Below are 22,982 nucleotides of genomic sequence, written 5' to 3' on the forward strand. Positions count from 1 at the left end.
ATGCCCGCTACTCCCTCCTCCCAACGCGGTGTCGTGCTGGTCGCCGACGACGATCCGGTGATGCGCCTCCTGATGCTCGAGATGCTCGCCCAGGTTGGCCTGGACGCGATCGAGGCCGAGGACGGCCGCCAGGCGGTGCAGCTCGCGCGGGAACGCCGCCCGGACCTGATCCTGATGGACGTCGAGATGCCGCACATGGACGGCTTCGCCGCCTGCCGCGCGATTCGCCTGGAGGAAGCCGGCGGCGCGCTGGTGCCGATCGTGATGGTCACCGGCGGCGACGACGTCGAAGCGGTCACCAGCGCCTACGAGGCCGGCGCCACCGATTTCGTCTCCAAGCCGATCAACTGGCCGATCCTCGGGCACCGCGTACTGTACGTGCTGCGCGCCAGCGACGCCATTGCCCGCCTGCGCATCGCCGACGCCCAGAACCGCGCCGTGCTGGCGGCCATTCCCGACACCTTCTTCCGCATGGATCGCGACGGCTTCTATCTCGATTACGAACCGGGCCACGAGCGGCCGGGCCAGGCCCGCGCGCTGTTCGACGCGCCCGGCGCCGGGCGGCTCGGCATGGAGCGCCCGGCGAAGGACGAGGACAGCGCGCCCTTCTCGAGCGAGCGCTGCATCGGGCGCCACATCAGCGAAGTGCTGCCCCCGCCGATCGCCGCGCGCGTGCTCGACAAGCTGGGCGAAGTGCTGCGCACCCAGGAGATCCGCTCGGTCGAGTACGAACTGATCCGCTTCGGCACGGCCCAGCACTTCGAGGCGCGCCTGGTGGCCACCGGCCCCTCCGAGGTGCTCGGCCTGGTGCGCGACATCAGCGAGCGCAAGCGCACCGAGGAGCAGATCCGGCGCCTGGCGTATTGCGACAGCCTGACCGGCATCCCGAACCGCCAGGCCTTCCTGGAAAACCTGGAACGCGAACTGCAGCGCTCGAAGATCGGCAACAAGAAGTTTGCCGTGCTGTTCATGGACCTGGACGCTTTCAAGCGCATCAACGACACACTCGGCCACAACGTCGGCGACCACCTGCTCAAGATCGTCTCCGAGCGCCTGCGCGAGACGATCCGCCCGAGCGACCTGGTTTCGCGCGGAGAAGCCGTATCCGACGACATGTCGGATACGGCGTCGGAAGCGGCGCTCTCTTCCTCCAACCTGGCGCGCCTGGGCGGCGACGAATTCACGATCCTGATTCCCGACCTGGAACGGGTCGAGCACGCGCTGAACGTCGCGCACCGGGTCAAGGAAGCGATGCGGCGCCCCTTTCTCATCGAGGGCAACGAGATCTTCGTTACCGCCAGCATCGGCATCTCGCTGTTCCCGGAAGACGGCGACGACAGCAGTTCGCTGCTGAAGTACGCCGACACGGCCATGTACCACGCCAAGAACTGCGGCAAGAACAACGCCAAGCTGTACAGCTCTTCGCTGACCATGCAGATCATGAGCCACGTGAAGCTCGAAGTGGGCCTGCGCCGCGCCCTGCAGAACGACGAGCTCTACCTGCTGTACCAGCCGCAGCTCGACGTGCGCTCCTCCGAGATCGTGGGCGTGGAGGCGCTGGTGCGCTGGCGCCATCCGGAACGCGGCGTGATCTCGCCGACCGAGTTCATCCCGCTGGCGGAAGAGACCGGGCTGATCGTGCCGATCGGCGAATGGGTGCTGCGCACGGCCTGCAACCAGGCGCGCGCCTGGCAGCGCCAGGACCGGCGCGCGCTGCGCATGGCCGTGAACCTGTCGGCCAAGCAGTTCAAGGACGAGAACCTGTCGCAGATCGTGCTGTCGGCGCTCGACGAGACCGGGCTCGACCCCAAGCTGCTGGAACTCGAACTGACCGAGGGCACGCTGATGGACGACGCCAAGGCGACCATGTCCACGCTGGAACGCCTGCGCGCGATCGGCGTCTACCTGTCGATCGACGACTTCGGCACCGGCTACTCGTCGATGAACTACCTGAAGCGCTTCGACGTGCGCGCCCTGAAGATCGACCGCAGCTTCATCTGCGGCCTGCCCCAGGACTCGGAGAACGCGGCGATCACGCGCGCCATCATCGCGATGGCCCACGGCCTGAAGATGGCGGTGGTGGCCGAAGGCGTCGAGACCGACGAACAGCTGGTTCTGCTCGAAGAGTACGGCTGCGACATGGTGCAGGGCTACTTCCTGGGCCGCCCGTCGACGGCCGAGGCAATCACCCAGATGCTGGGCAAGCTGCGCCTGGTGCTGCCGGTGCGCTGACGCCGCACTGGCGGCGTTCATGCGGCCTGGCCGCGTCGTCGGGTGGGGCTTTTGAGGCCGGGGGCCTCGAAAGCGAACGTGCCCACGCGTGAACCTTGCGCATTGTTGGCGTGCTTCTGGTGCGCTATCGCCATGCATGCGTTACTACGGTTTCAGGGTCAGTGTATGCCGCGGCGCCCCCGGCAGCAGCGGCGTCGGCGTCCCCTTCACCCACTGTTCGTGCCCGCGCAGGAAGAAGGGCGACAGCGGATGGCCGCTCTGCCCGCCCGGCATGTTGTACAGGCCCTCTTCCTCGCGCCCGGGCGATACCGTCAGGCGCTCGGACTGGCCGAACTTCGGCCCGGCCACGCGCGGCATGTGGGCGTCGCCCGGCAGGCGGTCGGCGGGTACGCCCAGCCAGGGGCCCAGCGCCGGCACGGCCAGCGCGATCGGGTGCGCGATCGCCGCCGTGTTGCGCTGGCCCCAGGTGGCTTTCGCCAGCGGCACGCCCTCGCGGTCCAGGTCAGCGATCACGCGGTCGATCGCCGCCAGCTGCAGGTCCCGGTAGTCCTTCACGCCCGCCGGCAGCCAGCCGGGAGGCTGGGCGTCGAGCAGGCGCGCCAGCACGGCCGGCCAGCGCGGATTGGCGCTGGCGATCGATGCCTTGGGATCGAGCCTGGCCAGTTCCTCCTCGGCGCCGGCGAACACCAGGTCGTGCAGCGCCCACATGAAGTTGCGCGCCAGGCGGTAGCCGACCGAATCGACGTCGGCGCGGCCGTTCCAGCTCGTTTCCAGCAGGCGCCTGAACTCGGCGCGGCGCGGCTGGCCGCCGGTTGCCGCCGGATCGAGCACCCCCAGCGCACGCTCGCGCCACAGCGCGATGAAGCGCGCACGGTCGTCGAGCGCCGCCTGGAACGCGGCCGGCACGTCGGTGCGCGGCCCGAGCCGGTGCAGGCGGTCGGCCAACTGGCGATTGCGCGCGCCGAGATCGAAGCCGCCGTCGCCCAGCAGGCTGGCGTCGGGCCCCAGCAGCTGGCGGCTGTTGGCGGTCGATAGCTGGCCATCCTGCGGATTGAGCACGCGCGGATACGCCTGCGGTGCCAGCAGTCCCTGCCAGGTCGGCACGCCGGCCTCGAGCGCCAACGGGAAGGTGGTCTCGACACCGGTTTGCGCGCGGCGCGGCAGCATGCCGGCGATGGTCCAGCCGATGTTGCCGGCGCGGTCGCCGCCGACGAAGTTCTGGGCCGGGATGCCGTCGGTGTTGGCGATGGCGAGGGCCTGCTCGAGCGTGTCCGCGTCTTCCAGCTTCAGGTGGTTCAGGTTGACCGCCTGCGCATCGTGGGCGACCCAGTGCACTGCGAATTGCCTGCCGCCCACCGCGCGCAGCGGGCCGAGCGAGGTCTCGCGCACCGTCAGGCGCTCAGCGGGAGCGCCCTTCACCGCGATCGGTTCCTGGTGTTCGGTCACGCGCTCCCAGCCGGCCGCAGTGCGCACTTCGCCCGGGCGCGCCGGGTCGAGGCCGACTTCCACCAGGTCGAGGTAGTCGCCGTAGCTGTTGGTGAAGCCCCAGGCCACGCGGCCGTTGCTGCCCGCGATGATGAGCGGGGGCGCGCCCGGCAGCGTGACGCCGACCAGGCGCCGCCGGCCGCCCTGCGGGTCTGGATAGGTCAGCGCCAGACGGTACCAGATGTTGGGCAGCTGCAGGCCCAGGTGCATGTCGTCGGCGACGATCGCCGCGCCGCTCGTGCTGCGGCTGCCGGCGATCGCATAGTTGTTGCTGCCGACCGAGTCGACGAAGTCGGCCGAGGCCAGTTTCACGGGCGCCTTCGGCGCGTTGCCCCACCATGCCGGCGCGGCGGCGGGAATCGGGGCCTCGGGCGGCGCGGCGTGGGCGCCGGCGTCGAGCGTCGCATCCCAGCGCGTCGCCTGCGGCAGCAGGAAGGCCAGCTGGGCCGCGTCGCTGTGCTCGCGCAGCCAGCCGCGCGCCAGTTCGCGCCCCTCCAGGTTGCCCTGCAAATCGAGGTACATCGACCACACGGCCAGCAGCGAGTCTTCGGCGCGCCAGGGCCGCGGCGCCGCGCCCGCCAGCAGGTACTCGAAAGGACGCGCCTTGAGGGCGTTCAGGCCATCGTTGACGCCGGCGACGTAACGGTCGACGAAGGCGCGCTCCGCAGGCGAGAAACCTGCCAGGGTGCGCTGGGCGCGGGCGCGGAAGCGGTGCAGGCGGCGCGCCCGGTCCATCGGCAAGGCGCGCGGCCCGAACAGTTCGGCCAGCTCGCCGGCGGCGGCGCGGCGCAGCAGGTCCATCTGGAAATAGCGCTCCTGGGCATGCACGAAGCCGGTCGCGTAGGCCAGGTCGAGCCGGTTCTCGCCGCGCAGCATCGGCACGCCCATCTCGTCGCGTTCGATCGCCACCGGCGCGCGCAGACCGGGCACGCTGCGCTCGCCGTCGAGCTGGGCCAGGCTGGCGCGCAGGAACAGCCAGATACCGAAGGCGGCCAGCAGCGCCAGCAAGAACACGCTCCCCGCGATACGTGAAGTCCAGCCCTTCCAGCTTCGCTTGCGCATGTCCTTCCCTTGCTCATTACTATTGAATCTCAGCATCTTGCCAGAAAAGCCATTCTTGAGAAAGCGCCGCCTGCTCCCATCTGTATTCCAGGCGGGCTCTGGGGGCGCGCGCGATTGGGACGGATCGAGCGACGAGCCGTCGATTGCGCTAAGCTGAAACCGGGTCCGGATTCAGGACAACCGCAAGAATGGAGTGAATCATGCGTACTCTTATCGTACTGTCGGCGGCGCTCTTGCTGGGCGCCTGCGCCACCCCGCAGGAGCGGGCCGCACGCAAGCAGGCCGAGATGCAGGAGCTGATGGTGGTCTACGGCCCCGCCTGCGACCGGCTCGGCTATGCGCAGCAGACCGACCAATGGCGCAACTGCATTCTCAGCCTGAGCACCCGTGATGAAGTCCAGCGCGCCGGCAACTACGGACCGTATTACGGCGGCGCCTGGGGTCCGGGCTGGCGCGGCGGGTGGTGGGGCCGCGGCTGGTAAATCCGCGCACAGGTCTCCTTCGTCACCGCCCGGCGCGTGAGCAGCAGCCGTTCGACGAGTTCCTGGGCGTGCTCCAGCAGGCGCGGATGGCGCACGTCCGGCGGATGCAGGCTCAGGCGCACCAGCGGCGAGCGCGCCTGCCAGCGCGCGACCAGGTCCGCAGCAACCGGCGACAAGGCGCGCCCGGTGCGGTTGCGCGCCGCGTACACCAGCGAGGGCGCGAACATGGCATGGCCGGCGCCCTGCTCCAGCAGATGGAAACGGGTGAAGGTCGTGGTGTAGGCGAAGGGGAAATCCTGCAATGCCGTCCAGGCGCCCTGCCCCAGCAGCCAGGCCGGGGCCACGAAGCCGGCCGCGGGCCAGCCGCGTTCGCGGAACCAGCCCAGCCCGAGTTCGATGCGGCGCCGCGCCTCGCCTGCGCCCAGGGCCGCGAACTCGCCTTCGCGCTGCGTGTACACCCCGCGCAGGAAGCGCTGGCGCAGGCCATGGCCGCGCGCCGCGGTATCGAGGTGGGTATAGCCATGCAGGACCAGTTCGTCGCCGCGCGCGAGGGCCGCATCCAGGCCCGCGCGCAGCGCCGTGTCGTCGTCGGCCCGCTCGTGGTAGCGCGGCACTACCAGCCAGCTCAGGGGCAGGTCGGCAACCTCGCGCAGCGCCGCCGCCAGCCGGGCGCAGTCGGCCCAGGTGCTGGGTGCGACGTCGTGGATCGAGACGCACAGCAGCGGCGGCGCGGGTGCGGCCTGCGGCGGGAGCGCCCGCGGGGCTGCCTGCACGGCCGGCTCAGTCGGTGACACAGATGCGCTCCGCTCCCGGCTCGTCGCGTTCGCGCGCGCCGAGCACCGCCTGGTAGCGCCGCATCACCTGCGGCAGGATCTCGTTCCAGTCGTAGTATTCGGCGGCCTTGCGGCGCGCGTTGGCGCCGAGCTCGGAAAAATTGCGTTCGTAGATTGCTTCGATCGCGCCGGCCAGGCTGTCGACGCTGTTCGGCGCCGCTAGGATCCCCGTCTTGTCGTCGACCAGTTCGGCCACGCCGCCGCCCGTGGTGGCCACCACCGGCAGCCCGCAGGCCATGGCTTCGAGCACGATCAGGCCGAAGGTTTCGCAGTCGCCCGGATGGACCAGCACGTCGCAGCTGGCCAGCAGGCGCGCCAGCTGGCGCTGGTTGCGCTTGAACGGGATGTAGGTGATCTGCGGATAGCGCGGCAACTCGGCGCCGCCACCGATCAGCACCAGGTGGTAGGGCCGGCCCAGCTTGCGTACGGCGTCGATCAGCAGGGGCAGCTTCTTCTCGGGCGTGAAGCGCCCGGCATAGACCAGCAGGCGCGCGTTCGCCGGCAGGCGCAGGTGGGCGCGCAGGGTCTCGACCCGGCGCCCGGGATGGAACACGCTGCTGTCGATGCCCAGCGGCTGGTGGCGCGCGTCGCTCACGCCGATGGCGTGCAACTGCTCGACCATCGCACGGCTGGGGGCGAGCACGAGGTCGAACTGGCGGTAGAGGTGGGCCAGGTACTTGCAGGTGGCCTGCTCGGCGGTCTGGCCGAAGCGCGGGCGCACCAGGCGCGGCAGGTCGGAGTGGTAGAAGGCGATCGCCGGCACGCCGAGCCGGCGCCGCAGGCGCAGCGCAGCCCAGGCGCTGTGGCCGGCGTCGCCGACCTCGATCAGGTCGGGGCGGGCCTGGTGCAGCAGGCGCATCGGCGCGCGCACCGAGGTTGGCATGCGAAAGCCGTTGATGCCGGGCAGCGCCACGGCGGGCACGCGCACCAGCGCCGGCGCCTCGCCGCCGCTGTCGACGTTCGGACTGAGGATGGTGTGCTTGACGCGGCTGTGCCGCGCCAGCCAGCGCGCCTTGGCGTTCAGGTAGGTGCTCACGCCGTTGCCTTCGGCGGCGTAGAACATCGTGATGTCGACGAGATGCATGCTCGGGGTCCGCTGAAAGTGTGCCCACGATAGCAGCGGACCGAAGGTCTCGGTTGCGCGCACTCAAACGTGCAAGCGCCGCTCCCGGGGCACAGGATTAGAGCCGCGGACAACACCTCCATGTTCCGAAGGTGTTCTCAGGCGCTCCTGGCCCCATTATGCGGTGCGGCGGTCCAGCATGGCGCGCGCTATCGTGCCGGCATCGACGTACTCGAGCTCGCCTCCGACCGGCACCCCGCGCGCCAGCCGGCTGACCTTCAGCCCGCGCGCCTTGAGCATCTCGCTGATGTAGTGTGCGGTGGCCTCGCCCTCGTTGGTGAAATTGGTGGCAAGCACCACTTCCTCGACCACGCCGTCGGCCGCGCGGCCGACCAGCTTTTCCAGGTGCAAATCCTTGGGGCCGATGCCGTCGAGCGGCGACAGGCGGCCCATCAGCACGAAATACAGGCCCTTGTAGGTCAGGGTCTGCTCGATCATCATCTGGTCGGCCGGCGTCTCGACCACGCACAGCAGCGCGCGGTCGCGCGCCTCGTCGGCGCACATCTCGCACACTTCCGTGTCGGCAAAGGTATTGCACATCGCGCAGTGGTGGACCGTGTCGACGGCCTGGTAGAGCGCGCGCGAGAGCATGGCCGCACCCTCGCGGTCATGCTGCAGCAGATGGAAGGCCATGCGCTGGGCCGATTTCGGCCCGACGCCGGGCAGGCGGCGCAGCGCCTCGGTCAAAAAGTCGAGCGACCTGGACATGGGGGCGCGGCGCTCCTGGCTCAGAACGGCATCTTGAAGCCGGGCGGCAGCGGCATGCCGGCGGTCAGGCCGCTCATCTTCTCGGCGGCGGTCGCCTCGGCCTTGCGCACGGCGTCGTTGAAGGCGGCGGCGACCAGGTCTTCCAGCATGTCCTTGTCGTCGGCCAGCAGCGACGGGTCGATCTGGACGCGCTTGACGTCGTTCTTGCAGGTCATCGTGACCTTTACCAGGCCGGCGCCGGACTGGCCTTCGACTTCGATGAGGGCCAGCTGCTCTTGCGCCTTCTTCATGTTGTCCTGCATGGCTTGCGCCTGTTTCATCAAGCCTGCGAGCTGGTTTTTCATCATGATGTGGTTCTCCAAAAAGTCGGATGGTGAGAAAGGATATTCAGGTCAGGCGACCGGCGGCTTGACCGAGCCGGGCACCACGAAGGCGTTGAAGGTGCGCTCCATGTCCTGCACGAAGGCATCGGCCGCGACGGTCGCCTCGGCCTGGCGCTGGCGCTCCTCGCGCGCCGCTTTCGCTTCGGCGCTGGCGGTGTACCAGGTCGGACCGAGTTCGGTCTCCAGATTGACGCGCACGGCGGGAAAACGTTCCTGCAGGGCGGCCTGCAGCTTTTCGCTGTTGCCGCTGGCGCGCAGCGTGTCGACCGGCACGCGCAGGCGGAAGTTCGCCGAGCCGGCGTCGGCGTGGCAGGACACCAGTTCGGTCTGCAGCGCCAGCTGCTGGGACACGCCGCGCAGCGGCAGCGAAGCGGCCAGGGCCGGCCAGTTGCCGTCCCAGCCGATCGCCGGCACCGGCGTGATGACGTAGGCGTGCGGCGGTGCGGCGGGTGCGCGCACTGCCGGGGCCGGCGCCACCACGGCGGGCGCCTCGGCGGCCACTGCCGTGTCGTCGGAAAATTCGGTGACCCAGGACGGCGGTTCGTCGCCCGGCGCATCCTCGTACTGGGCGCGCGCCTGCGGCTGCGCACGGACCTCAGCCTGGGCCTGGGGGCGGTCCCAAGGCGGCGGCGTGGCGCCCGGACGCGCCTGCGGCGCCATGCCGGCCGTCGGCGCCGATGGGGCGGACGGCGCGGCGGGCGGCGCCATGCGCGCAGCCGGACCTGGCGCCGGGTTTGCCGCGGGGTTTGCCGATCCGCCAGCGGACGGGCCGACGTTGATCGGGCGTGCCGGCGCGGCGGCAGGCGCCGCCGGAACCGGTGCCGGAGCGGCGCCCGGCGCATCGGCACCCGGACGCTTCGGCGCGGTGCGCTGGCCGGAAGCGGCGCGCGCCGCTTCGAGCGCCGCGTTGATCGCCGCGCGTGCCGAATTCATGGCCGGCGCCGGATTCGCGGCGGCGGGTGCGGGCGCTTGCGCCGCTGCGGACGCGGCCGGGCGTGGCGCTGCGGCCGGTGCCGGCGCTGCAGCGGCGGCTGCCGCACTTGCCCTGCCCGCCGGCGCCGCGGCGCGCGGTGCCGCGACGGCTGCCGGCGCGGCGATGCGCTCGGCACCGCCCTGCCCCGGACGGAAAGCCAGCATGCGCAGCAGCGTCATCGTGAAGCCGGCGTACTCGTCCGGCGCCAGGCCGATCTCGTTACGTCCGTGCACGGCGATCTGGTAGTAGAGCTGGACTTCCTGCGGGTCGAAGAGCTCGGCCAGGCGCAGGATGTCGCTTAGCTCCGGCAGGTCCTGGGGCACGGCGGCCGGGACCGACTGCGCCAATGCGATACGGTGCAGCAACGTGCCGAGGTCCTGCAGCGCGCCGTTGTAGGACAGGCTGCGGCTGGCCATCTCGTCGGCCACGGCCAGCAGGTCGGCGCCGTTCTCGGCGGCCAGGGCGTCGAGCAGGCGCACGAGATACGATTGGTCGAGCGCGCCGAGCATGCCCTGCACGGCGTCGAGCGTGACCGCGCCGGCCGCGTAGGCGATGGCCTGGTCGGTCAGCGACAGCGCATCGCGCATCGAGCCGTGGGCGCCCTGGGCCAGCAGGCGCAGCGCGGGCTGCTCGAAGCTGACGCCTTCCTGTCCCAGGATGTTCTCGAGGTGGCCGACGATGTGGCCGGGTGGCATCTGCTTCAGATTGAACTGCAGGCAGCGCGACAGCACCGTCACGGGAATCTTCTGCGGATCGGTGGTCGCGAGGATGAACTTCACGTGCTCGGGCGGTTCCTCGAGCGTTTTCAGCATCGCGTTGAAGGCGTGGTTGGTCAGCATGTGCACTTCGTCGATCATGTAGACCTTGAAGCGGGCATTGCTGGGCGCATACACGGCCTGCTCGAGCAGCTGGGCCATTTCGTCGACGCCGCGGTTCGAGGCGGCGTCCATCTCTATATAGTCGACGAAGCGGCCGGCGTCGATCGCGCGGCAGGCCTCACACTGGCCGCACGGCTCGGCCGTGATCCCGCCCTGCCCATCCGGGCCGGTGCAGTTGAGCGACTTGGCAAGAATACGCGACAGCGTGGTCTTGCCGACGCCGCGGGTGCCCGTGAACAGGTAGGCGTGGTGCAGGCGGCCCGTGTGCAGCGCATGGGACAGCGCGCGCACGACGTGCTCCTGGCCGACCAGCGTTTCGAAGTTCTTGGGACGGTATTTGCGGGCGAGGACTTGATAGGACATGCCGCGATTTTACCGCAGTTGGCGCTTGCCGCGAACATTAGCGGCTGAGGCACTTCCGGATGGGCTGAGCGACATGACAACAAATGTCTTAACCGCCGAACAATTGTTCAATGCAAAGAGCGAACCGGGGATAAACAGCGGAGAGAGACAACGAGGAAACAGCAGGAAGGAAAACGAAGGAGGCGAGCCTGATCTGCGGCACTTGCGGTGAACGGCTTTGGCTGCTTCGTTCCCGACCTGACCAGGTAAACCATGCCACAATGCGCAGGGGCCCGCCAGCCGCCATTATACCCGACCCCACCGTTTTTGGGGGGGCTGCTTGCACGCCCCTTCAGGCACGGTTTTTCAGCAAGGCAAGCAAGGCCTGCGCCCCCGGCTCGGACGAGGCCGGATTCTGTCCCGTCACCAGCAAGCCGTCGGTCACGACATAGGGCGCCCAGTCCCCGGCCTTGCTGTACTGCCCGCCGTTCTTGACCAGCATGTCCTCGACCAGGAAGGGCACCACGTCCGTCAGCCCGACCGCGGCCTCCTCGGTATTGGTGAAGCCTGTCACGCGCTTGCCCTGGACCAGCGGCGCGCCATCGGGACCTTTCACCTGCCCCAGCACGCCCGGCGCATGGCAGACCGCGGCGACCGGCTTGCCGCTGGCGATCATGGTCTCGATCAGGCGGATCGAGTCGGGGTTCTGCGCCAGATCCCAGAGCGGGCCGTGGCCGCCGGGGTAGAACACGGCGTCGAACGCCTGCGCGTTCACGCTCGAGAGCTTGACCGTGTTGGCCAGGGCCTGCCGGGCTGCCGGGTCGTCCTGGAAGCGGCGGGTGGCCTCGGTCTGGGCATCCGGCTCGTCGCTCTTCGGATCGAGCGGCGGCTGTCCACCCTGGGGCGAGGCCAGCGTGAGGGTCGCGCCGGCATCCTTGAACACATAGTAGGGAGCGGCAAACTCTTCCAGCCAGAAGCCGGTTTTCTTGCCGGTGTTGCCGAGTTGGTCGTGCGAAGTCAGCACCATCAGGATGTTCATCGAGCCTCCATCTGCGTCGTGTTCAAAACCCGAGTCTAGCCCGACCCGGGACGGCACGACGCACGGAAGCAGGCCTGATCAAATGCCCAGCTGCTGCCAGATCGCGTCGACCCGGGTCTTCACCTCCGGTGTCATCGCGATCGGGGTGCCCCATTCGCGGTTGGTCTCGCCCGGCCACTTGTTGGTGGCGTCGATCCCCATCTTGCTGCCGAGTCCGCTAATGGGAGAAGCGAAGTCGAGGTAGTCGATCGGCGTGTGATCGACCAGCACCGTGTCGCGCGTCGGGTCGACGCGGGTCGTGATCGCCCAGATCACCTCCTTCCAGTCGCGCACGTCGACATCCTCGTCGACCACCACGATGAACTTGGTATACATGAACTGGCGCAGGAAACTCCAGACCCCGAACATCACGCGCTTGGCGTGGCCGGCGTACTGCTTCTTCATCTGCACCACGGCCATGCGGTAGCTGCAGCCTTCGGGCGGCAGGTAGAAGTCGGTGATCTCGCTGAACTGCTTCTGCAGCAGCGGAATGAAGACCTCGTTCAGCGCCACGCCCAGCACGGCCGGCTCGTCCGGCGGTTTGCCGGTATAGGTCGAGTGGTAGATCGGATCGCGGCGCATGGTGATGCGGTCGATCGTGAACACCGGGAAGCTGTCCTGCTCATTGTAGTAACCGGTGTGGTCGCCGTAGGGACCTTCGACCGCATGTTCGAAGCCCGAGGGGTGGTTCGCGTCCGGATAGATATGCCCTTCCAGCACGATCTCGGCGGAGGCAGGCACGCGCAGCTCGCTGCCGATGGCTTTCGTCAGCGCCGTACGCTGGCCGCGCAAGAGGCCGGCGAACTGGTATTCCGAGAGGCTGTCCGGCACCGGCGTCACCGCCCCCAGGATGGTGGCCGGGTCGGCGCCCAGGGCGACCGCCACCGGATAGGGCTTGCCCGGATTGGCGATGGCGTGCTCGCGGAAGTCCAGCGCGCCGCCGCGGTGCGCCAGCCAGCGCATGATGACCTTGTTGCGGCCCAGGACCTGCTGGCGGTAGATGCCCAGGTTCTGCCGCTTCTTGTTCGGGCCCTTGGTGATCACCAGGCCCCAGGTGATCAGGGGCGCGACGTCGCCCGGCCAGCAATGCTGGATCGGCAGGCGGCCGAGGTCGACGTCGTCGCCTTCCCACACGATTTCCTGGCAGGGGGCGCCCTTCACTTCTTTCGGGGCCATGTCCCAGACGGCCTTCACGAGCGAACCCAGGCCCATGATGTCCTTGAAGCCGCGCGGCGGCTCCGGTTCCTTCAGGCGCGCCAGCACATGGCCGATGCGGCGCAGTTCACCCACGTCGTCGGCGCCCATGCCCAGCGCCACCCGCTGCGGCGTGCCAAACAGGTTGGCCAGCACCGGCATGCGATGCGCGGCGCCCTTGGCATCGGTCGGATTCTGGAACAGCAGGGCCGGCCCCGCAGCGCGCAGGGTGCGGTCGGCCACCTCGGTCATCTCGAGGTGCGTCGACACTGGCAGGGCAACCTGCTTTAATTCGCCAGTTTGTTGTAGTTGGGAAATAAAATCCCTGAGATCCGAATATTTCATCAAGTTTTGCTTGTTTTTTCGATTGCTTGAGGTTAATCAAATACCGCCGCCAAGTGATTGATTTGCCACGGTATTGCTGAGCTCGCTCGGCAAAATTAAGATTTAAAAGTTATAAAGGTGAGTCGTGCTAGTATTGACTTGGTATATGCGACCTCCTACAATCTGCCCTACTTGATGAGGCGGCCACGTTTTTTAGCTGATTGTAGCCGCTCTCATAACTTCACGGGGTCGGGGCCCCACATGACATTTTGAGGAGTGTTTTCACAAGGCGTCTGCCTTACCCCCCCCCGAGACAGTTGTTGAGCCACTGGTACGTCACCCGCCCTGGGTTCCTCGTCCAGCTGTAGCAAAGCAATGACGGCGTTTTGGCCAGCCCGCGCATGGGTGGCCTGACGATTTTTCTGATGCACGGCATTGGTAACCCCACGTAGCGCTTCAAGCGCCGCGACGGGATGGTTTTTGCCGCGACAAAGGGGACTTCGATGATCAATCGTTTGTTCGGTACGAGCGCAAGGCTCGTCCAAACCATGGCCAGCCAGCCAGTCACGTGGACTTCCGTGAGCAAATCGGCGCGTGGTCTGTTGACCACCATGCAGCACACCCTGACCGTTTTCGGTCTCTCGGCAGTGGCGGTACTGGCCCTGCTCTACACGAATCCTGACGCGGCAAAGAAAGTGTCGCAACTGCTGCACCCGGCAACCGCAGCGCCTGCACCTGTCGCCACCGTGGCCGCGGCGCCGGCACAACCCGCGGCCCAGGCCGTGGCCGTCAACCACGTCGAGGAAGTCCGGGACGCCAAGTTGCTGGGCACCACGAAGCAGCAGCAGAACGTGACCTCCTGGCTCGCCAAGCGCTACCGCGTGGCCGGCGACGCCGCCAACATGCTGGTCTCGACCGCCTACATGACGGCGCACGAGATCAAGCTCGATCCGCTCCTGATCCTGGCGGTGATGGCGATCGAATCGGGCCTGAATCCCTTCGCCGAAAGCCCGATGGGCGCCAAGGGCCTGATGCAGGTGATGGCCAAGGTCCACCACGACAAGTTCGAGGAAGTCGGCGGCGCCGAAGCCGCGCTGAACCCCGTCGCCAACATCCGCGTCGGCGCCCAGATCCTGAAGGACTACGTCAAGCGCACCGGCTCGGTCGAAGGCGGCCTGAAGACCTATGTCGGCGCAGCCGACTTCGAGTCCGATTCCGGCTACGGCGCCAAGGTGCTGGCCGAGTACAACCGCCTGAAGCAGGTGGCACGCGGCAAGAAGGTGCCGACCAACACACCTGCGGCCCCGGCCCAGATGGTCGTCAAGCAGGCAGCGCCCGCCACCCCGACCCCAAAGGCCGAGGAACCGGCCGTGGGCGATACCCACACCGAAGCGCTGGCGAACCTGTAAGCGCAACGCACTCCTCATGGGCCACCCTCGCGGTGGCTTTTTTTGTTGGGCAGGTGCGAAGCCATTTGCGGCCTGCGGCCTTCGCATTGGGTGCAGGGTGGGCTCTCGAGCCCACGCGGTCGTACCGTGGCACACCAGCGTTGCTACCGAAAAGCCCATCACGCGCAAACACACCGGATTCCTGGCGAAGCTCGCCACTTGCACACGCCGCACAGCGTGGACACAGGTGTCCACCCTACCAACCCAGGCAAAATGTCGACCAACAAAAAAGCCACCGCGCCGCGAGGCAACGGTGGCTTTCAAGCCAGCTCAACTAATATATATTAGCGGCGCGCGTCAGCCGCCACTTCTTCCGGGCGCAGCTTGCCGGCCAGCTTGTCGAGCACGCCGTTGACGTACTTGTGGCCGTCGATGCCGCCGAAGGACTTGGTCAGCTCGACCGCTTCGTTGATGACGACGCGGTAAGGGATCTCCGGGTGGTTCTTCAGCTCGTAGGCGCCCAGCAGCAGCACGCCGTGCTCGATCGGCGACAGCTCGCCGATGCCGCGGTCGATCAGCGGGGCGATCGTCTCGCGCAGCTCGAGCGAGGTGCTGATGGTGCCGTTGATCAGCGCCGAGAAGAACTCGCCGTCGGCCTTGTCGAAGCCGTGGGCGTTGCGGATGTTGTTGGCCACCGTGCTCGACGGCTCATTGTTCAGCAGCCATTGGTACAGGCCCTGGAGCGCGAACTCGCGCGCGCGGTGGCGCGGCGTGCGGTTCTTGCTCGGGTTGGCGTGGGTGGTCTTGTCAGTCATGTCAGTCTTTCTATTACTCTTCTTCTTCCGGATGCAGCTCTTCGAGCGCCATCAGGAGGTTGGCCATCTCGACCGCGACCTTCGCCGCGTCGCCGCCCTTCTCGGCCATGCGTGCTTCGGCCTGGGCGTCGTTCTCGGTGGTCAGGATGGCGTTGGCGATCGGGATGCCATAGTCCAGGCCAATGCGGGTGATGCCGGCGCCCGACTCGTTCGAGACCAGCTCGAAGTGGTAGGTCTCGCCGCGGATCACCGCGCCCAGCGCGATCAGCGCGTCGAACTGCTGGGTCTCGGCCATCTTCTGCAGGGCCAGCGGCACTTCCAGTGCGCCCGGCACGGTCACGTGCAGGATGTCCTCGTCGGCCACGCCCAGGCGCTTCAGTTCGGCCAGGCAGGACGACAGCAGGCCATGGCCGACGTCGGCATTGAAACGCGCCTGCACGATACCGATACGCAGGTCTTCGCCTGTCAAATTGCTTTCATAAGTTCCTACCGTCATGGCTGACCTCTTCTTGTTTGTCGTATTGAATAGATGGTGAAAGTGTACCGCTTTAGGCCACCGGGCTCGCGATGTATCCGGTGACCTCGAGGTCGAAGCCGGCCATCGACGGCATCTTGCGCGGATTGGCGAGCAGCTTCATCTTGCCCACGCCGAGTTCCTTCAGGATCTGGGCGCCGATACCGTAGGTGCGCAGGTCCATCGTCGCGGCGCGGCCGCTCGGGCGCGCGCCCGGCGCGTCCATGGAGGCGAACTGGGCAAAGAGCTGCTCGGCGGTCTCGCCGCAGTTGAGCAGCACCAGTACGCCGGCCTCGCTCTTCTTGATCGCTTCCATCGCCGAGACCATGGTCCAGGAGTGGGTAGTGGCCTTGTGCTCCAGGATATCGAGGATCGACACCGGCTGGTGCACGCGCACCAGGGTCTCGTTGTCGCGCGCGATGTCGCCATGGACCATCGCCAGGTGGGCGCAGCCGCTCGGCTTGTCGCGCCAGGCGATCAGCCTGAAGTCGCCGTGGGCGGTGGACAGCGTGCGCTCGGCCACGCGCTCGACCAGGCTTTCGTTCTGGCTGCGGTAGTGGATCAGGTCGGCGATGGTGCCGATCTTCAGGTTGTGTTCCTTCGCGAACTCGATCAGGTCCGGCAGGCGCGCCATGGTGCCGTCTTCCTTGATGATCTCGCAGATGACGGACGCCGGGGTCAGGCCGGCCATCTCGGTCAGGTCGCAGCCGGCTTCGGTGTGGCCGGCGCGCATCAGGACGCCGCCCTTCACCGCGCGCAGAGGGAAGATGTGGCCCGGCTGGACCAGGTCGTCCGGCCTGGCATTCTTCGCCACCGCCACCTGGATGGTGCGGGCGCGGTCGGCTGCCGAAATACCGGTGGTGACGCCTTCGGCCGCCTCGATCGAGACGGTGAAATTGGTGCCGAAAGAGGTGCCGTTACGGGTGGTCATCATCGGCAGCGCCAGGCGGTCGCAGATTTCCTCGGCCAGGGTGAGGCAGACCAGGCCGCGCGCGTGGCGGATCATGAAATTGATCGCTTCGGGCGTGACGAAGTCCGCCGCCAGCACCAGGTCGCCCTCGTTCTCGCGGTCTTCCTCGTCGACCAGAATGACCATGCGCCCTGCGCGCAGTTCGGCAACGATTTCCTGGGTGCTGGAGATAGACATCTTGTAATTCCTCGGTACGTGACGCGTCGTGCGTAATCCGCTATTTTAAAGGATTTACCAGCTTCCGGCCGCCTTCGCCGCTGCTCCCCGCTCGACAATTTGCTGAGCGCCGCATTTCGGCCTCCCCAGCACGTTGCATCACTGCAACAAATTTCCATTTGTTCAAATATAATTGTTAAAGATTATGTCTTACTCTGCAACTTTGTGATGTTTGCGACATCGACTGGATTATGATGGATAGCGATCTGGTCTAACGCGCCGGCGTGCTGCCGCCGGCGTTTTTTGGGAGCGCATTTTTGGAGCGCATTTTTGGAGCGCATTTTTGGAATAGTCATGCTGGTGCCGACAATCGACCGTCAGTGCACCGCCGCAGCCCGGGAGACTCACTGATGGCCACCATCCTCATCGTCGACGACCGTCCGAGCAACCGCGCCTACCTGTTGGCCCTGCTCGGCTTCACCGGGCACCGCCTGCTCGAAGCGGACGACGGCGCCAGGGCGCTCGAGCTGGTGCGCGAGCACCGGCCCGAGCTGATCATCACCGACATCCTGATGCCGAAGATGGATGGCTACGAGTTCGTGCAGCGCCTGCGCGCCGACCGCGCGCTGGCCGCGACCCGCGTGATCTTCTATTCCGCCGTGTATGCCGAGCGCGAGACGCTGGCCATGGCGCGCAGCTGCGGCGTCGAGCGCGTGCTGAGCAAGCCCTCCGACCCGCAGGCCATCATGGAGGCCGTCAGCGCCGAACTGGGCCTGTCGGCCTCTGCGCCGGCGCCGCAAGCCGCATCCGCGCCGCCGGCCGTACTGGCGGCGCCCTCCCCGGCGCCGGCGTCCGTGAACGCGCAGGCGGGCCGCCTGGCCGCGCTCGAGGACATGTGCCTGCACCTGGCCGGCGAACGCGAGGTCGAAGGCCTGGTCGCGGTCTTCCTGCAGGCCGCCGGCCGCATCCTCGGCGCCGACCAGCTGGCGCTTTGCCTCTACGAGCACGACGAGCGCAGCGTGCGCCACCTGAGCACCGAGGGCATCGACGCCGCGCTGGTGGCGCCCTTCGCCGCCGACGGCCTGCGCCTGCCCGGCACGCTGGCGCAGGCACGCGCGCCGCTGCGGCTCCTCGAACCCGATCCGCTGCTGGCCACCCTGCCGGGCGGGCATCCGCGCTGCGGCGCCTTCCTGGGCCTGGCGGTGCGCGACCTGCAGCACCTGCACGGCTGGATGTACTTCGTGCGCGCGGCAGGCAGGGAGCCCTTCGATGACGAAGACGAGCGCTGGGCCGCGGCCCTGGGCGCCCACCTCGCGGTCGCCTACGAGAACCTGAACCTGTACGGCGTCGTGCAGCGCCACGCCGCCCAGCTGCAACTGGAAGCGACCGCGCGCGCCCGCGCCGACGCCGCCCTGCGCGAGAGCGAACACCGGCTCGAACTGGCGCGCCAGGTCTTCGACTGCACGCAGGAGAGCATCGTGATGACCGATTCCTGCGCCAACATCGTCGCGGTCAACCCCGCCTTCGAGAAGATCACGGGCTACGGCGAAGCCGAGGTGATGGGCATGAATCCGCGCCTGCTGCGCTCGGGCCGCCACGACGCCGGCTTCTACCGCACGCTGTGGGCCAGCCTGGAGCAGCACGGCCAATGGCGCGGCGAGATCTGGAACCGGCGCAAGAACGGCGAGGTCTACCCCGAGCGCATCAGCATCAGCGCCGTGCGCGACGAACACGGCGCGCTGACCGCCTACGTCTCGGTCTCGACCGACATGTCGGCCCTGATCGCCGCCCACAACCAGCTCGACTTCCTGTCGAACCACGACGCGCTCACCGAGCTGCCGAACCGCTCGCTGTTCCACGACCGCCTGCAGCAGTCGATCGCCGCCGCGCGCCGCAACGGCGGCCAGCTGGCCCTGCTGCTGGTGAACGTCGACCGCCTCTCGCGCATCAACGACAGCCTGGGCCACGCCGCCGGCGACGCCCTGCTGCGCGAAGTGGCCAGGCGCGCCAGCGGCATCGCCGGTCCGCTCGACACCGTGGCGCGCCTGTCGGGCGACGAATTCGTGCTGCTGCTGACCGGCTGCGAGGACACCGAGGACATCATCTTCTCCGCGCGGCGCCTGATCGACGCCATCGCCCAGCCGCATTCGGTGGGCGGGCACGACGTGGTCGTCACCGGCAGCATCGGCATCAGCGTGTTCCCGCGCGACGGCGACGCCCCGGGCGACCTGCTGAAGGCCGCCGACGCCGCCCTCGCCCACCAGAAGGACGCCGGGCGCAACGGCTTCCGCTTCTTCAAGGGCGAAATGAACGCCCAGGCGCTGCGCTGGCTGGCCCTGGAGACGCGCCTGCGGCGCGCGATCGGGCGCGCCGAACTGGCGCTGCATTTCCAGCCCCAGGTGGCGGGCCGCGACGGCCGCGTGCTCGGCATGGAGGCGCTGCTGCGCTGGCACAGCCCGGAGCTGGGGCGCATCTCGCCGGCCGACTTCATCCCGCTGGCCGAGGACACCAGCCTGATCCTGCCGATCGGCGACTGGGTGATCCGCCAGGCCTGCCTGCAGAACAAGGCCTGGCAGGACGCGGGCCTGCCGCGCGTGCCGGTGGCGGTGAACGTCTCGGCGCACCAGTTCAAGGCCGGCACGGTGCCCGCCGTGGTGCGTGCGGCGCTGCTCGAGTCGGGCCTGGAGCCGCAATACCTGGAGATCGAGCTGACCGAAAGCGTGATGCTGGGCGACACCACCGCCGCCGAGGCCCAGCTGGCCGAGCTGCGCGCGATGGGGGTATCGCTCTCGCTGGACGACTTCGGCACCGGCTACTCCTCGCTTGGCTACCTGTCGCGCTTCTCGCTCGACAAGCTGAAGATCGACCAGGCTTTTGTCCGCAACATCACCACCGACCCGCGCAGCGCGGCCATCGCCCAGGCCACGCTGGCCCTGGCCGAGGGCCTCGCGCTGCGGGTGGTGGCCGAAGGCGTGGAGACGATCGCGCAGCGCGACTTCCTGGGACAGATCGGCTGCGAGGTACTGCAGGGCTACCTGTACAGTCCGCCGCTGCCGGCGCGCGAGATGCAGCGCCTGCTGGAGGCCGGACACGTCGGCGTGTGAGCCGGCGGCCGCAGGCAGCCTTTACAATGGTCCTTCGACGCATACTCAACGGAACCCCGATGCTCACCCAATTCGCCAGAAGCGCCTGCCTTGCCGCCGTCTTCCTGTTCCAGCCGATCCTCTCCAGTACCGCCGGCGCCGCCATCAAGCTCGACGCGCCGATCCCGGTCGGCCCCCAGGTCAAGGTCGGCAAGCTGCCCAATGGGCTGACCTGGTACATCCAGAAGAATGCGCGTCCCGAGCGCCGTCTCGAGCTGCGCCTGGTGGTGAAGGCCGGCTCCATCCTCGAGGACGATGACCAGCAGGGCCTGGCGCACTTCGTGGAGCACATGGCGTTCAACGGCACCGCCAACTTCAAGAAGCACGAACTGATCGACTACCTGCAATCGATCGGCGTCAAGTTCGGCGCCGACCTGAACGCCTACACCTCCTTCGACGAGACGGTCTACATCCTGCCGATCCCGACCGACCGCCCGGAAAACGTGCAGCGCGCCTTCCAGGTGCTGGAAGACTGGGCCCATGGCTTGAGCTTCGACGACGAGGAAATCGAGAAGGAGCGCGGCATCGTGCTCGAGGAACTGCGGCTGGGCAAGGGCGCGGGCGACCGCATCGGCAAGCAGGTCTGGCCGAAGATGTTCAACGGCTCGCGCTACGCCGAGCGCCTGCCGATCGGGAAGGAAGAGGTGCTGCGCAGCTTCACTCCCGACACCCTGCGCCGCTTCTACCGCGACTGGTACCGCCCCGACCTGATGGCCGTGGTGGTGGTCGGCGACATCGAACCGGCGCAAGCCGAGAAGCTGATCCGCGCCCACTTCGGCAAGCTGAAGAACCCGAAACCGTCGCGCCCGCGCACCTACGCCGAGATTCCGCGCCGCGAGGACACCGAGGCCCTGGTCGTGACCGACCGGGAAGCCGGCGGCAACAGCGTCCTGATCCGCTATCCGGTGCAGCCGGTGCGCGAGCCCGACACCGTGCGCGGCTACCGCGAACAGCTGGTCGAGAGCCTGTTCACCGGCATGCTGGGCGGACGCCTGCAGGAGCTCGCCCAGCAGGCCGAGCCGCCTTTCCTGCGCGGCGGCAGCGCGCTGGGCAAGCTCACGCCCTTCTACAAATCCTTCAATTCCAGCGCCTCGATCGGCCCGGGCGGCGCGCCGAAGGCGATTGACGCCCTGGTGCGCGAGAACGAGCGCGCGCGCCAGTTCGGCTTTTCCGCCGCCGAACTCGAACGGGCGAAGAAGGACATGATGCGCAGTTTCGAGCGCGCCTATAACGAGCGCGACAAGACCGATTCGAATGCCTACGTCGGCGAGTACATGCGCAACTTCCTGCAGCAGGAACCGATCCCCGGCATCGCCGCCGAATACGGCTACGCCACCGAACTGCTGCCCGGGATCACGCTCGACGAAATGAACGCCTATGCGCGCCGCACCATTCCCGCCAACTCGGGCAAGCTGGTGATCTACAGCGGCATCGAGCGCGCCGACATGCCGCCGCCCGAGGGCGCGGCCCTGCTCGCGGCGGTCGCCGCCGCCGAGAAGGCCGAGCTCAAGCCGCGCGAGGAAAAGGCGCTGGGCACGACGCTGATGGACCAGCCTCCGAAGCCCGGCGCCATCGTCGCCGAGTCCGAGGACAAGGCGCTCGGCCTGACCCACCTGACGCTGTCGAACGGCGTGAAGGTAATCCTGAAGCCCACGGACTTCCGCAACGACCAGGTCGTGATGAGCGCCGCGCGCTTCGGCGGCCAGAGTCTCTACGGCGACGCCGACATCCTCAACGCGCGCTACGCCAACGCCATCGTCGCCAGCATGGGCCTGAAGGACTATTCGCCGCTCGACCTGTCGCGCGTCCTGGCCGGCAAGGCGGCCGCGGTGACGATGGGCCTGTCGGGCTACAGCGAGATCGTCGGCGCCTCCTCGGGCGCCACCGACATCGAGACCATGCTGCAGATGCTGTGGCTGCGCTTCCAGGGCGTGCGCCGCGACGAGGACCTGTTCAAGTCCTTCATCGGCAAGCAGGTCGAGGCCGCGCGCAACCGCCTGGCCCAGCCCGGCGCGCGCTTCGGCGACACCCTGATCGCGACGCTGTACAACAACCATCCGCGCGCGCCGCGTCCGCTGCGTCCGGAAGAATTCGGGCAGATCAGCCTGGACCGAAGCATCGCGATCTACCGCGAGCGCTTCTCCAGCGCCAAGGACCTCACCTTCGTGCTGGTCGGCAGTTTTGATGCGAAGGCCATCAGGCCGCTGCTGGCAACCTACCTCGGCAGCCTGCCCACGCCCGACATCCCGACGGCCTACCGCGACGTCGGCCTGCGCCCGGTGAAAGGCGTGATCAAGCGCGAGGTCTACAGCGGCGCCGAACCGAAGAGCACGGTCTCGCTGACCTTCACCGGCGAGGCCCCGTTCTCGGAGCTGGAGCAGATGCGCCTGCAGGCCCTGGTCGAGGTGCTCAACATCCGCTTCATCGAGGTGCTGCGCGAGCAGCTGTCGCTGATCTACGGCGGCAGCGCCAGCGCCTCGCTCGGCCGCATCCCCTACCAGAACTACACGCTGTCGGTGACCCTGCCGACCGGGCCGGAAAACGTCGACAAGGTGCTGGCCGCCACCTTCCAGGAATTCGAGCGCCTCAAGCGCGAAGGCCCGGCGGCTGCCGACCTGGCCAAGGTCAAGCAGAACTGGATCCAGAACCACCGCAAGGCGCTGCGCGAGAACGGCTACTGGCTGGGCCGCCTGCAGTCCGCCCTGATCGACGGCACCGACCCGGCCGCGATCCTGACGCACGAGCAGCGCGTCGAGGCGCTCACCCCCGCCGAGGTGCAGGACGCGGCGCGGCGTTACCTGAACACGGGGAATTACGTGCAGGTGGTGCTGTATCCGGAGAAGGGAGCGGCGCAGCCGACGCAGGAAACAGCCGCGAAGTGACCCGTAGGGTGGGCACG

The 22,982-nt window shown here is 68.0% G+C and carries 16 protein-coding genes and 1 other RNA gene; 5 read left to right on the plus strand and 12 right to left on the minus strand.

What is annotated here, in order from left to right; translation table 11 throughout:
* Entirely contained in the window at positions 1-2,232 is a 2,232-nt protein-coding gene (locus tag ACSUZJ_RS17670; RefSeq protein WP_499410311.1) for an EAL domain-containing response regulator, read from the plus strand.
* Between the two features lie 144 nt (positions 2,233-2,376).
* Here the strand turns inward: ACSUZJ_RS17670 and ACSUZJ_RS17675 are convergent, their stop codons facing one another.
* Complete coding sequence (locus tag ACSUZJ_RS17675; protein ID WP_499410312.1) at positions 2,377-4,779, minus strand: penicillin acylase family protein; 2,403 nt, start codon at positions 4,777-4,779, stop codon at positions 2,377-2,379.
* Positions 4,780-4,979: 200 nt separating this feature from the next.
* Here ACSUZJ_RS17675 and ACSUZJ_RS17680 point away from each other — a divergent pair, with 200 nt between their 5' ends.
* A complete protein-coding gene (locus tag ACSUZJ_RS17680) occupies positions 4,980-5,261 on the plus strand; it encodes a hypothetical protein (RefSeq protein WP_499410313.1) in 282 nt (93 codons plus the stop codon).
* Here the strand turns inward: ACSUZJ_RS17680 and ACSUZJ_RS17685 are convergent.
* The 8 genes from ACSUZJ_RS17685 to ubiD form a co-directional block, all read right to left on the minus strand.
* On the minus strand, positions 5,204-6,055 hold the full coding sequence (locus ACSUZJ_RS17685; RefSeq protein ID WP_499410315.1) for a DUF2334 domain-containing protein: 852 nt from the start codon (positions 6,053-6,055) through the stop codon (positions 5,204-5,206). The two genes, ACSUZJ_RS17680 and ACSUZJ_RS17685, sit on opposite strands and share 58 nt — an antisense overlap.
* Positions 6,042-7,178 (minus strand): glycosyltransferase family 4 protein, encoded by a 1,137-nt coding sequence (locus tag ACSUZJ_RS17690; RefSeq protein ID WP_499410317.1) that lies wholly within the window; start codon positions 7,176-7,178, stop codon positions 6,042-6,044. Before ACSUZJ_RS17690 ends, ACSUZJ_RS17685 begins: the two co-directional genes overlap by 14 nt.
* 156 nt (positions 7,179-7,334) lie before the next feature.
* On the minus strand, positions 7,335-7,925 hold the full coding sequence (recR, locus tag ACSUZJ_RS17695; RefSeq protein WP_499410319.1) for a recombination mediator RecR: 591 nt from the start codon (positions 7,923-7,925) through the stop codon (positions 7,335-7,337).
* 20 nt (positions 7,926-7,945) lie between these two features.
* Positions 7,946-8,272, minus strand: a complete 327-nt coding sequence (locus tag ACSUZJ_RS17700) for a YbaB/EbfC family nucleoid-associated protein (RefSeq protein WP_312553758.1) — start codon at positions 8,270-8,272, stop codon at positions 7,946-7,948.
* A 45-nt stretch (positions 8,273-8,317) separates the two neighbouring features.
* The gene (locus tag ACSUZJ_RS17705) at positions 8,318-10,522 is read right to left on the minus strand and encodes a DNA polymerase III subunit gamma/tau (protein ID WP_499410321.1); all 2,205 of its coding nucleotides are present in this window, start codon (positions 10,520-10,522) and stop codon (positions 8,318-8,320) included.
* Between the two features lie 178 nt (positions 10,523-10,700).
* Positions 10,701-10,799: signal recognition particle sRNA small type (ffs, locus tag ACSUZJ_RS17710), an RNA gene on the minus strand.
* Positions 10,800-10,853: 54 nt separating this feature from the next.
* Positions 10,854-11,540, minus strand: a complete 687-nt coding sequence (locus ACSUZJ_RS17715) for a type 1 glutamine amidotransferase domain-containing protein (RefSeq protein WP_499410322.1) — start codon at positions 11,538-11,540, stop codon at positions 10,854-10,856.
* Between the two features lie 78 nt (positions 11,541-11,618).
* A complete protein-coding gene (gene ubiD, locus ACSUZJ_RS17720; RefSeq protein ID WP_499410323.1) occupies positions 11,619-13,118 on the minus strand; it encodes a 4-hydroxy-3-polyprenylbenzoate decarboxylase in 1,500 nt (499 codons plus the stop codon).
* A gap of 527 nt (positions 13,119-13,645) precedes the next feature.
* Between ubiD and ACSUZJ_RS17725 the strand changes: the two genes are divergently transcribed.
* Positions 13,646-14,506 carry a transglycosylase SLT domain-containing protein gene (locus ACSUZJ_RS17725; RefSeq protein WP_499416585.1) on the plus strand — a complete coding sequence of 287 codons (861 nt, stop codon included), beginning with the start codon at positions 13,646-13,648 and terminating at the stop codon, positions 14,504-14,506.
* Between the two features lie 323 nt (positions 14,507-14,829).
* On the opposite strand, the gene nusB is transcribed toward ACSUZJ_RS17725, so the two are convergent.
* Genes nusB through ribBA form a run of 3 tightly spaced genes read right to left on the minus strand, consistent with a single transcriptional unit; the run spans position 14,830 to position 16,961 of the window.
* A complete protein-coding gene (gene nusB / locus ACSUZJ_RS17730; protein ID WP_499410324.1) occupies positions 14,830-15,300 on the minus strand; it encodes a transcription antitermination factor NusB in 471 nt (156 codons plus the stop codon).
* A gap of 13 nt (positions 15,301-15,313) precedes the next feature.
* Positions 15,314-15,796: a 6,7-dimethyl-8-ribityllumazine synthase gene (gene ribH, locus ACSUZJ_RS17735; protein ID WP_499410326.1), complete on the minus strand. Its 483-nt coding sequence runs from the start codon at positions 15,794-15,796 to the stop codon at positions 15,314-15,316.
* Between the two features lie 52 nt (positions 15,797-15,848).
* Entirely contained in the window at positions 15,849-16,961 is a 1,113-nt protein-coding gene (gene ribBA / locus ACSUZJ_RS17740; RefSeq protein WP_499410327.1) for a bifunctional 3,4-dihydroxy-2-butanone-4-phosphate synthase/GTP cyclohydrolase II, read from the minus strand.
* A gap of 389 nt (positions 16,962-17,350) precedes the next feature.
* On the opposite strand from ribBA, the gene ACSUZJ_RS17745 reads away from it, so the two are divergent.
* Entirely contained in the window at positions 17,351-20,044 is a 2,694-nt protein-coding gene (locus ACSUZJ_RS17745) for a two-component system response regulator (RefSeq protein ID WP_499410328.1), read from the plus strand.
* A gap of 59 nt (positions 20,045-20,103) precedes the next feature.
* Positions 20,104-22,965 carry a M16 family metallopeptidase gene (locus ACSUZJ_RS17750; protein WP_499410329.1) on the plus strand — a complete coding sequence of 954 codons (2,862 nt, stop codon included), beginning with the start codon at positions 20,104-20,106 and terminating at the stop codon, positions 22,963-22,965.
* The last annotated feature ends 17 nt before the right edge of the window (positions 22,966-22,982 follow it).

Origin of the sequence: Telluria sp. B2 (assembly GCF_051789535.1) — a bacterium.
Taxonomy (GTDB): Bacteria; Pseudomonadota; Gammaproteobacteria; order Burkholderiales; family Burkholderiaceae_D; genus Telluria.